The 11,015-nt window shown below is 72.5% G+C and carries 10 protein-coding genes; 4 read left to right on the top strand and 6 right to left on the bottom strand.

What is annotated here, in order from left to right; genetic code table 11:
* Positions 1–149: 149 nt before the first annotated feature.
* A complete protein-coding gene (locus tag ACFV0O_RS18930; RefSeq protein ID WP_380342880.1) occupies positions 150–1,664 on the bottom strand; it encodes an MFS transporter in 1,515 nt (504 codons plus the stop codon).
* 87 nt (positions 1,665–1,751) lie between these two features.
* Between ACFV0O_RS18930 and ACFV0O_RS18935 the strand changes: the two genes are divergently transcribed.
* On the top strand, positions 1,752–2,186 hold the full coding sequence (locus ACFV0O_RS18935) for a MarR family transcriptional regulator (protein WP_360249764.1): 435 nt from the start codon (positions 1,752–1,754) through the stop codon (positions 2,184–2,186).
* 79 nt (positions 2,187–2,265) lie between these two features.
* On the opposite strand, the gene ACFV0O_RS18940 is transcribed toward ACFV0O_RS18935, so the two are convergent.
* The 5 genes from ACFV0O_RS18940 to ACFV0O_RS18960 all read right to left on the bottom strand — a co-directional run bounded on the left by ACFV0O_RS18940 (position 2,266) and on the right by ACFV0O_RS18960 (position 7,068).
* The gene (locus ACFV0O_RS18940; RefSeq protein WP_380342884.1) at positions 2,266–3,213 is read right to left on the bottom strand and encodes a M56 family metallopeptidase; all 948 of its coding nucleotides are present in this window, start codon (positions 3,211–3,213) and stop codon (positions 2,266–2,268) included.
* 156 nt (positions 3,214–3,369) lie between these two features.
* Positions 3,370–3,933, bottom strand: a complete 564-nt coding sequence (locus tag ACFV0O_RS18945; protein ID WP_360249759.1) for a DUF5134 domain-containing protein — start codon at positions 3,931–3,933, stop codon at positions 3,370–3,372.
* Positions 3,934–4,322: 389 nt separating this feature from the next.
* Positions 4,323–5,078 carry an amino acid ABC transporter ATP-binding protein gene (locus ACFV0O_RS18950; protein WP_380342887.1) on the bottom strand — a complete coding sequence of 252 codons (756 nt, stop codon included), beginning with the start codon at positions 5,076–5,078 and terminating at the stop codon, positions 4,323–4,325.
* Complete coding sequence (locus ACFV0O_RS18955) at positions 5,075–5,965, bottom strand: amino acid ABC transporter permease (RefSeq protein WP_380342890.1); 891 nt, start codon at positions 5,963–5,965, stop codon at positions 5,075–5,077. Before ACFV0O_RS18955 ends, ACFV0O_RS18950 begins: the two co-directional genes overlap by 4 nt.
* A gap of 215 nt (positions 5,966–6,180) precedes the next feature.
* Positions 6,181–7,068, bottom strand: a complete 888-nt coding sequence (locus tag ACFV0O_RS18960; RefSeq protein ID WP_380342893.1) for an ABC transporter substrate-binding protein — start codon at positions 7,066–7,068, stop codon at positions 6,181–6,183.
* A gap of 607 nt (positions 7,069–7,675) precedes the next feature.
* On the opposite strand from ACFV0O_RS18960, the gene ACFV0O_RS18965 reads away from it, so the two are divergent.
* From ACFV0O_RS18965 to ACFV0O_RS18975, 3 genes are read left to right on the top strand one after another with little or no spacing between them, the layout of a single operon-like run.
* On the top strand, positions 7,676–9,076 hold the full coding sequence (locus ACFV0O_RS18965) for a DUF6421 family protein (RefSeq protein WP_380342896.1): 1,401 nt from the start codon (positions 7,676–7,678) through the stop codon (positions 9,074–9,076).
* Positions 9,073–9,831: an SDR family NAD(P)-dependent oxidoreductase gene (locus ACFV0O_RS18970; protein ID WP_380342899.1), complete on the top strand. Its 759-nt coding sequence runs from the start codon at positions 9,073–9,075 to the stop codon at positions 9,829–9,831. The genes ACFV0O_RS18965 and ACFV0O_RS18970 overlap by 4 nt, the downstream gene beginning before the upstream one ends.
* Positions 9,828–10,904 carry a threonine aldolase family protein gene (locus ACFV0O_RS18975; protein ID WP_380342916.1) on the top strand — a complete coding sequence of 359 codons (1,077 nt, stop codon included), beginning with the start codon at positions 9,828–9,830 and terminating at the stop codon, positions 10,902–10,904. The genes ACFV0O_RS18970 and ACFV0O_RS18975 overlap by 4 nt, the downstream gene beginning before the upstream one ends.
* The last annotated feature ends 111 nt before the right edge of the window (positions 10,905–11,015 follow it).

The following is an 11,015-nucleotide window of genomic DNA, read 5'->3' on the forward strand; positions in this document are numbered from 1 at the left end:
GGCCCCCCCCCGCCGGGGGCACCGGGCCCGGGGGGGCCCCCCCCCCGGGGGGCGGGACCCACCCCGGCCGGCACCACCAACACGGGGGTTTGGTGGAGCCGGCGCCATTGCCCGACGGCCCGGGGTCGGCTGCGGGCGGAGCCCACGGATCAGTGCTTGCTCAGGACTTCGGTCCGGGTCGCCGTCGACCCGACTGACGGATAATCATAATCAGGCACCGGCGCGGGGTCTGAATTCCGGCGCCGGTCCACCAGGGCGCCGACCGTCGCGACCACCAGCCCGACCAGCGCGACCGCCGTGACGAACACCAGCGCCGGGCGGTACCCGTCCAGCTGGGCCTGCGGGCCGTCGCCGCCCGCGCTGCCGGCCGTGATCATCGCGGTCGCCCCGGCCAGCACCACCGCGGTGCCGACCTGGATCGCGGTGTTCACCAGGCCCGAGGCCAGGCCCTGCTCCTCGTCGGCCACACCGTCGGTGGCGGCGATGTTCACCGAGGGGAAGGCGAGCGCGAAGCCCACGCCGAGCAGCAGCATCGAGGGCAGCACCAGGCCGAGGTAGGAGCTGTGCTCGTCCAGCCGCAGGAACAGGGCGAAGGCGCCGACCAGGGCCAGCAGGCCGATCGGCAGTAGCCGCCCGGTGCCGAAGCGGTCCACGATCGGGCCCATGAACGGTGCCGAGAGGGCGATGAAGGCGCCGGCCGGCAGCAGCCCGAGGGCCATCTGGAGGGCCGACCAGCCGAGCAGGTGCTGCAGGTAGAGCGTCACCACGAACTGGAAGCCGCCGTACGCGCCGGTCATCGCGAAGGCGACCAGGTTGGCCCGGGCGACCGAGCCGTTGCGGAAGATGCCGAGCCGGACCAGCGGGTGGGCGGTGCGGCTCTCGACCAGCAGGAACGCCGCGGCCAGCGCGGCGACCACGACCAGCGATCCGAGCGTGCGCAGGCTCAGCCAGCCGGCGCCCTGCGCTTCGGTCACGGTGAACACCAGCAGCAGCACGGTTGCGGTGCCGGTGATCGCGCCCAGGACGTCGTAGCCGCCCTCGGCGCGCTCCTCGACCGGGCGGGGGAGCAGGCGGATCGCGAAGACCAGGGCGAGCAGTGCGACCGGGACGGGCATCAGGAAGGTCCAGCGCCAGCCGACCGAGGTGAGCAGGCCGCTCAGCACCAGGCCGAGCGAGAAGCCGCTGGCGGCGCAGGTGGTGTAGATCGACAGCGCGCGGTTGCGGGCCGGGCCCTCGGCGAAGGTGGTGGTGATGATCGACAGGCCGGCCGGGGCGGTGAAGGCGGCGCTGACGCCCTTCAGGAAGCGGGCCGCGATCAGCAGGGCGCCGTCGTCGACGAGGCCGCCGATCAGCGAGGCGGCGGCGAAGGCGCCCAGTGCGACCAGGAAGACCCGGCGGCGGCCGAGCAGGTCGGCGGCGCGGCCGCCGAGCAGTAGCAGGCCGCCGTATCCGAGCACGTAGCCGGAGACCACCCACTGGAGGGTGGACGTGGAGAGGTCGAGTTCGGAGCCGATGGAGGGGAGCGCGACGCCCACCATCGAGACGTCCAGGGCGTCCAGGAACATGGCGGCGCAGAGCACGATCAGGGTGCCCCAGAGGCGGGGTGTCCAGTTCGGCCCGCTGGTTGACGAGGCGTCGGGTGGCGTGACGGTCGCGGTGGTCATGGGGAGGACAGTACATGCGTATGCATTCAATGCAAATGAATTAGATGTGAACGCAATAATTTACGCTGCAGGTGCTAGGGTGGCGGAGTGGCTGAACTCGACACCCCGGCGGAGGCCGGACTGGTCGCGCAGTGGCGCGAGCTGCTGGCCCGGCATGCGACGGCCGCCTGTGCGCTCGACCGCGAGCTGGGCGACCGCTTCGGGCTGGGCATGAGCGAGTTCGAGGTGCTGGAGCGCCTCGTCGAGGGGTGCGCCGCCGGCGGCGGTCACGCGCTGCGGGTGAGCGAACTCGCACCCACCGTCCACCTCAGTCAGAGCGCGCTCTCCCGGCTGATCGCCCGACTGGAGAAGGCCGGACTGGTCACCCGGGCGATGTGCGAGAGCGACAGGCGGGGCATCGTCCTCACCCTCACCGAGGCCGGCCGGGAACGCTACGAACAGGCCAGGCCGCTGCACCGCGAAGTGCTGGGGCTCACTCTCGGTGGCGGCCCCGGAAAGGCCTGCGAAGTCCCGTCGGACTGACCGGGCACACCCCCCTGATCGGCAGCAGCCGTAGCCGGCGGCTCGTCAAACCGTTGTGCGCCGATGCGGGCCGGTCGGCTCAGAGCAACGAACGCAGGCCCGGGGCGACCGCCAGCATGACCACCGCGGCGGGTGCCGCGAGGGCCGCGACGGTGAGCCGGAGCCGGTGCGGAACGGAGAGCCGCGGCCGGCCGGCGAGGAGCCGGTCCACCCGCTTCGGGGACTGCGCCAGACCGGGCGGACAGGAGCCGAACACCCCGCGGTCCAGGTTGAGTTCGGCCAGCGCGAGGGCAGTGGTGTGCCGACCGTGCCGACGGGCGGCGCGGTCGTCGGCCGCCAGCTCGACCAACTCCGACACCTGGTCCCGGAAGGCGCTGAACACGCCCACGCCGGGGAAGCCGGAGGCCAGCGCCTGCGCGAACTGCTGCAGCCAGTGGTGCCGGGCCCGGACGTGGCCGCGCTCGTGGCTCAGCACGGCGGCCAGCTCCCGGTCGGTCAGCTGCTGGAGGGCGCCGGTGGTGACCACCAGGCGGGAGCTCGGACCGGGCAGCGACCACGCCTCCGGTCGGACGTTCTCCAGCACCACCAGGCGCTCCCGGTCGCTCCGAGCAGCCTCGATCGACTCCGGCAACTCCGGTGCACGGGTCGCCAGTTGGGCGTGCCGACGGTCGCGTAGCGCCTTGGCCGTGCGGACCTCCCTGGTGAGCGCCAGCACCGTCTGCACCGCGCCGGCGGCCAGCACCGCGGCGCACAGCCGGCCCCAGCCCTCGGAGCCCTGGAGGCCGTACGCCGCCTCCACGCCGTGCGGCGCGCCCGAGAACACCAGGGCGCGCAGCTCCGGGAGGGCGGCGGAGGCGGCCAGCACCAGGCCCAGCGCGCAGCACAGCAGCACCGCCACCACGAGGCACTGCCACACCAGCAGTGCCAGCACCGGTTCGCGCTCCACCCAGCGGGCCCGGGCCAGCAGCCGGGGCGCGACGGTCGAGAGCAGCAGTCCGAGCAGCAGCAGGCCGATCAGGGCAGGCATCGCATGGGCTCCCCGAGTACGCACGGAACGCGACAACGCGCTCCCCGCCAACCTATGCGCCGCCGACGCCCGGTGGAACGGCTTTCGACCGGCCAGTGACCAACGCCACGCGGGCGGTCGGGTCTCGGTGCGGGGGCGGGCGCGGGGGCGGGCGCGTCACATCGTCAGGAGCATGGCGAACATGCCGATGCCCATGGTCAGTCGGCAGGCCTGCGGCAGTCCGGCGGTGCCGACCGCGAGGGTGCCCGACGACGTGCGCAGCAGCCGACTGCCGGCCCAGACGGTGTATCCGCCGAAGTAGAGGAGCAGGGCGCCGGTCAGCGGCGGGACGCCCGGACCGGCCGCGTGGTGGTGCTCGCCGCCGGAGGTGGCCGCCATCGCGAGGGCCATGTACGTCATGGCGAGCGCGCCGACCGCGTGGTGCAGCCGGTGGGCCCGGCCGACGGAGGCGTGGACGGCGGCGAGCAGGAAGGCGGTGGCCGGGAGGCCGAACAGCGCAGCCCAGACGGCGGGCGGGACGGTGGCGCCGGCGACGGCCATCGCGGCCATGCCCAGCCCCATCAGGGCCTCGGCGGCGTCCGATTCCCGGGCGAGCGGGCGGTGCGCGTCGGTCGGGGCGTCCACGGCGCACGGGGACCGCCGCAGTCGGACCAGGCAGGATGCGCCGGCGGCGGCGGTGAGGAGGGCGAGGAGCCAGTTGACCAGGATGGGTCCGTGCAACGGCGGCCTCCCGGGGCGGTGGGCGACGGGGGTGGCGAGCGGCGAACAGCGGCCGGAGAGCGGTGAACAGATTTCAGCAAACGGATGATGAAATCTGTCAGCTGACATCTGTCGGTTGTCATCTGTTCGTCGGCTTGCCGGCCCCGTGCGCGGCGACGATCGTCCGCTCCACGATCACCGCTGGCGGCCTGGCGCGGCCAGGGCGCGTACGGGGGCGCACAGTGGTGCCCGCCGTGGTGAAGCCGTGGCCGTGCACCCGCCGTCCGGTGGCGCCCGTTCTCCGCCTCGCCCTCTGCCTCCGCCCTCCGGCCCGTTCTCCGTGCCGCTCTCCCCGTCCTCGCCCTCCCGCCCCTGCGCTCCTCCCGCTCTCCCCTTCTTCCCGCTGCGGCTCAGCCCTGGAGCCGCCCCGAGGCGACCACCCGGCTGAGGAACTGCCGGGTCCGTTCCTCCCGCGGATCGCCGAACACCTGCTCCGGCGGCCCCTGTTCGAGCACCACCCCGCCGTCGAGGAAGCACACCTGGTCGGCGACCTCGCGCGCGAAGCCCATCTCGTGCGTGGAGATGACCATCGTCATCCCCTGGTCCTTGAGGTCCCGCACCACCGACAGGACCTCCCCGACCAGCACCGGGTCGAGCGCCGCAGTGATCTCGTCCAGGAGCAGCAGCCGGGGCCCGGTGGCCAGCGCCCGCACGATGGCGACGCGCTGCTGCTGCCCGCCGGAGAGCCGGTCCGGGTACTCGGCGGCCTTGGCCGCCAGCCCGAGCCGGTCGAGCAGGTGCAGCGCCCGGGCCTCCGCCTCGGCCCGCCCGACGCCGTGCACCCGGCGCGGCGCCAGCGTGATGTTCTCCAGCACGGTCATGTGCGGGAACAGGTTGTACGACTGGAACACCACCCCGATCCGGCGCCGTACGGCGTCCTCGTCGGCGCGCGGATCGGTGATCTCCTCGCCGTCGAGGAAGACCGCGCCGTCGTCGATGCCCTCCAGCAGGTTGACGCACCGCATCAGCGTGGACTTCCCGGAGCCGGAGGCCCCGATCAGCGCCGTGACCGAGTGCTCGGGGACGGCGAGGTCCACGTCGCGCAGCACCACCTGGGTGCCGAAGGTCTTGCGCACCGATTCCAGCCGGAGCACCTCCGCCGTCACACCGCACCTCCCTGGAACTGCCGCCGGTTCATCCGCGCGGTCAGCCAGTCGGCGATCCGGGTCAGCGGAATGGTCAACACGATGAACACCAGCCCCGCGAGCAGGTACGGCGTGAAGTTGAAGGACCGCGACGCGATGATCTTCGCCGCGTACACCGCGTCGATCGCGCCGCCGATCGAGACCAGCCCGGTGTCCTTCTGCAGGCTCACCAGGTTGTTGAGCAGCGGCGGCACGACCCGCCGGACGGCCTGCGGCAGCACCACGTACCGCATGGCCTGGGCGTTGGTCAGCCCCAGCGACCGCGCCGCCGCCCGCTGGCTCGGGTGCACCGACTCGATGCCGGAGCGGAACACCTCCGACACGTAGGCCGAGTACGTCAGCACCAGCGCCGCCCCGCCCAGGAGCAGCGGATCGGTGGTCACCCCGGTCAGCCGGAGCGCCGGCACCCCGGTGATCATCACCAGCAGGCAGATGATCATCGGCAGCCCGAGGAAGAAGTCCACGTACGCGGTGGCCAGCAGCCGCACCGGCAGGAACACCGGTCCGCGCAGTGTCCGCAGCACCGCGAGCAGCAGGCCGAGCACCAGGACCAGCACCCCGCAGCCGAGCATCAGCTCCAGGTTCACCCGCAGCCCCCGCAGTACCTCGGGCAGCGCCTGCCGGGCGTAGTCGAGGTTGAAGAAGGTCCGCCGGGTCACCTCCCAGCCGGGGGAGTTGACGACCAGCAGGTAGAGCGCGACAGCCGTCGCCAGGGTCGACGAGGCGGCGATCAGTGCCGAGCGGCGGGCCCGGCCGCGCCGGTACGCCTCGTGCGCGAGGCGCCGCGCGGACGGGCGGTAGCCCTCGTCCGCTGCGGCGGCCGTGACCCCGGCGTCCTTCGCGAACACAGCGGCGCCCGGGCCCTTCTCGGGCTCCGGTGCGCCCGGGTTCTTCGCCGACCCCGCGGCGCCCGGGTCCTTCGCCGACCCCGCGGCGCCCGGGTCCTTCGCCGACCCCGCGGCGCCCGGGTTCTTCGCCGACCCCGCTGCGCCTCCGTCCTTCGCTGCCCCGGCGTGGCCGGCCGCCGGAGCGTCCCCGCTCACACCGGGGCTCGTGCCGGCGCTCACCTCAGCACCGGTGCCGAGACGGCGTCGGAGAGCCACTGCTTCTCCAGCTTCGCCAGCGTGCCGTCCGAGCGCAGCGCGTCCACCGCCTGCGACACGCAACCGGTCAGCTTGGAGCCCTTGTCCAGCACCAGGCCGAACTGCTCGCCCTGCGAGGCCGTCTCGAACTGACCCACCACCTGGGCTTCGGGCACCTCGGCGCCGGTGATGTAGAAGGCGGTCGGCAAGTCCACCACCAGGGCCTCGATCTGGCCGTTCCTCAGTGCGGCCTTGGCCAGGTCGTTGGAGTCGAAGACGGCCGGCCGGGCGCTCGGCTTGATGGTGCCGGTGATGGTGTCCAGGCTGGTGGTGCCGACCTGCGCGCCGAGCTTGGCGTCCTTCAGGTCGGCGATGCTCTTCGCGCCCGCCGCCTTGGAGTTCTTCAGCGCGATGACGGCCTGGCGCACGTCGTAGTAGCCGGAGGAGAAGTCCACCGCCTGCTTGCGCTCGGCGCTGATGGACACCTGGTTGACGTCGAAGTCGAAGTCCTTGGCACCTGGTGCGGTGGCCTTGCCGAACGGTGCGACGACCCAGTCGACCTTGTCCTTCGGGTAGCCCAGCTTCTCGGCCACGGCGTAGGCGACGGCGGATTCGAAGCCCTTGCCGTTCTCCGGCTTGTCCTCGGTGAACCAGGGGTCGTACGCGGGCTTGTCGGTGCCGATGGTCAGCGTCCCGGCCGTCCGCGTCGCCAGCGCGCCCGGCGCGCAGCCCGCCGCCGTGCCGGCGGTGCCCTGGGCGCCGGAGGCGGTGTCGGACTTCGGGTCCTGCGGCGCGCACGCGCTCAGCGCGGCCGCGGCGGCGACCAGCGCGGCGAGGGACAGTACGGCGGACGGCTTGCGGAGGGTCATGGCGGGGCTCCAGGAGAAGGACCGGGCGTGACGGGGTCGGGCGGACCGGTCGCACGGGGCGGGGCGCGTGGTGCGGACCGGGGGGCGCGGTTCGGTGGTGCGGAAGGGCGCGGCGGGACGGGCCGGTTCCCGGCGGGTCACTTCCCCCCCGGTGGCGGCGCCGGAACACACGCGGCATGGTCGGCGTAACGGGCCCACGTCCGCGGCGCCCGTCGAGCGGGATCTGCAGCGGCCGGATCGACGGCGGCCGGCCGGTGGCCGGTGGCCGGATCAGCAGCAGCGGCAACAGCGGCAGCGGAGGGCGTCGGCGCGACGGCGACAGCAGGAGCCGGCGTGCCGACGGGAGGGCCGCCGGATCGGGCTGTCGTGGCGTACGGCCACCGTGATCACCGCCGGGAACATGCCGGGAGGTTCGCATCAGCGCGGCGCATCTGTCCAGAACATCCAGATCAATGTCCACATCCCGGACAACAGGCCTCCTGGCCCAGGTTTTCGGGCCGGAGCGCCGCGTCGCCGCAGCTTTGCCTGTCCGGACCCCCTTGAACGGGAGAACCTTTCGTACTTATGGTGTCCTCGTTGAAATAACTCCTGTCGAAGTGAGTCCACGATGCAGAATCTTTCGCCAAGGCTCGCTGCGGCGGCCGACGCCCCGGTCTCGACCCTCGCCGGCCACCCGGCCTGGCTGCGCCTGAAGGAGGCCGTCGAGACCCTGCGCCCGCTGCAGTCCAAGGACGGCTCGATCGACCTGGCCGCCGTCCAGCGGCACACCGTCGACCCGCTGGTGGCCTCCGTCCGCGCCGCCGTCGAGGAGCTCGCCCCGAACTTCCCGCACGACGCCGCGTACCTCGCCGCCGTCGACGCGGACCTCGCCAAGTGGGCCGACACCGGCTACCGCGAGCCCGACTTCCTGGACTCGCTGCTCGCCTTCCAGCCCGCCGACCAGCGTGAGGACGGCCTGGAGCACCTGGTCGTCTTCCCGATGTACACCCAGAACGGCAACCCGGACCGCAACCTGGAAGCCGTCCTGCTGCGCGTCGTGTGGCCCGACTGGCTGGCCGAGCTGGAGCGCACCCGCTTCGACAACCCGATGTTCGTGCCGATCACCTTCACGGACTTCACGGCCGGCTACGACACCAACTCCGCCGTGCTCTTCCCCGAGACCGTGTCCGTGCGCAAGGCGCCGGAACGTTTCACCTGGGGTGGCATCTTCTGCGACCGCGAGGCCGCCCGCTTCCGCGCCGTCTCCACCAGCGCCGTCCAGCAGCTCGGCCTGGAGATCCCGGCCGACGCCGAGGGCCTGCTCCAGGACCAGCAGCGCGCGCAGGAGACCTTCGTCCTGTGGGACCTCGTCCACGACCGCACCCACAGCCACGGCGACCTGCCGTTCGACCCCTTCATGATCAAGCAGCGCAGCCCGTTCTGGATGTACGGCCTGGAGGAGCTCCGCTGCGACCTCACCACCTTCAAGGAGGCGGTGCAGCTGGAGACCGAGGGCAACCCGCACGCCCGCGACGTCCAGTACGCGATCCTCTTCGACCGGATGTTCCGCTTCCCGGTCAGCGGCGACCGCGTGCGCAACTACGACGGCCTCGGCGGCCAGCTGCTCTTCGCCTACCTGCACAAGCACGACGCGCTGCGCTGGCGCGACAACCGCCTCAGCATCGACTGGGAGCGCGCGCCGCAGGTCACCAACGACCTGTGCGCCGAGATCGAGAAGCTGTACCGCGACGGCATCGACCGGCCCAAGCCGGCCCACTGGATCGCCGCCTACGAGCTGGTCTCCCGGTACCTCACCCCGCACCCGGCCTCGACCTGGGCGAAGGGCGCCGAGGCCCTCCCGCTCGACATCACCGACGGCAAGGCCCTCAACAAGGCCCTGTGCGACGCCGTGCTCCCGGACGAGTTCCCGCTGAGCATGTTCTACGAGGCCCTCAACAAGAAGCTGAGCGGCGTCATCGCCTCCACCACCGGCATCACCGGTAACGGCATCCAGGGAGTCGCCGCGTGACCACGTCCACCAACGCCCCGCTGTCCGGCAAGGTCATCGCCGTCGCCGGAGCCAGCGGCCCGGCCGGCCGCGCCGTGCTGCGCCGCCTCGCCGCCGACGGCGCCACCGTGATCGGCGCCGACATCGACGCCCAGCGCCTGGAGTCCGCCCTGGACGCCACCCGGGTGGCCGTGCGCGGAGCCAAGGTCAGCGGTCAGGTCATCGACCTGCTCGACCCGCAGGAGGTCCACGACTGGGCCGACCACCTGGAGTCCGAGCACGGCCACGTCGACGGCCTCTTCCACCTGGTCGGTGGCTGGCGCGGCAGCAAGACCTTCTTCGACTCCCGGCTGGATGACTGGGACTTCCTGCACGACACCGTCGTGCGCACCCTCCAGCACACCTCGCTGGCCTTCCAGCCCGCGCTGGTCCGCAGCCCCGCCGGCCGCTACGCGATGATCTCGGCCTCGGCCGCGCACAAGCCCACCGCCGGCGGCGCCGCCTACGCGGCCGCCAAGGCCGCCACCGAGGCGTGGACCCTCGCCATGGCCGACTCCTTCAAGAAGGAGACCACCGACCCGGAGGGCGAGCCCACCGCGGCGGCTGCGATCCTGGTGATCAAGGCGCTGGTCAGTCCCGAGATGCGGGCCGAGAAGCCGGAGGCGAAGTTCGCCGGCTTCACCGACACCGCCGACCTCGCCGACCACCTGGCGGGCCTCTGGGACCGCCCCGCAGCAGAACTGAACGGACAGCACCTGTGGCTGACAGCCCGATGACCGACCTCTCCCGTACGGACGCGGTACGGCGGCACGACCCCGCCGTCCGCGGCTTCGCCAGCGACAACTACGCCGGCGTGCACCCGGAGGTCCTCGCCGCGATCGCCCTCGCCAACGGCGGCCACCAGGTCGCCTACGGCGAGGACGACTACACGGCCCACCTCCAGGACGTCTTCCGCCGCCACTTCGGAGACAAGGCCGAGGCCTACCCGGTCTTCAACGGCACCGGCGCCAACGTGGTCGCCCTCCAGTCGCTGCTCCCGCGCTGGGGCGCCGTGGTGTGCGCCGAGAGCGCCCACATCCACGTGGACGAGGGCGGCGCCCCGGAGAAGATGGGCGGCATCAAGCTGCTCACCGTCCCCACCCCGGACGGCAAACTCACCCCCGAGCTGCTCGACCAGCAGGCCTGGGGCTTCGGCGACGAGCACCGCGCGCAGCCGCTCGCGGTCTCCATCACCCAGAGCACCGAGCTCGGCACCCTCTACACCGCCGACGAGATCCGCGCGATCACCGAGCACGCCCACGAGCTGGGCATGCTCGTCCACGTCGACGGCTCGCGCCTGGCCAACGCCGCCGCGTCGCTCGGCCAGCCGCTGCGCGCCTTCACGACCGACGTGGGCGTCGATGTGCTGTCCTTCGGCGGCACGAAGAACGGCCTGCTGTTCGGCGAGGTCGTGGTAGTGCTCAACCCCGAGCGGGTCCGCAACATCAAGTACCTGCGCAAGACCTCGATGCAGCTGGCCTCGAAGATGCGCTTCGTCTCGGTCCAGTTCGAGGCCCTGCTCTCCGGTGACCTCTACCTCCGCAACGCCGGCCACGCCAACGCCATGGCCAGCCGCCTGGAGGCCGCGGTCCGGGACATCGACGGTGTCGAGGTCGTCCGCCCGGTCCAGGCGAACGCGGTGTTCGCGATCCTTCCGCGCGAGGTGAGCGAGCGGCTCCAGAAGCGCTACCGCTTCTACTTCTGGAACGAGCACACCGGTGAGGTGCGCTGGATGTGCGCCTTCGACACCACGGAGGCCGACATCGACGCCTTCGCGGCGGCCATCGCCGAGGAGATGGGCCGCGCCTGACGGTGCTCGAACGACGGATCGCCCCTGCCCGGGAGCCCGGGCAGGGGCGATTTGCATGTGGCGGGTCCGTCCCCGTACAGTTCCGGAGTCGCCGCGGGAGACCGGGGCGCA

Source organism: Kitasatospora sp. NPDC059577, from assembly GCF_042735475.1.
GTDB lineage: Bacteria > Actinomycetota > Actinomycetes > Streptomycetales > Streptomycetaceae > Kitasatospora.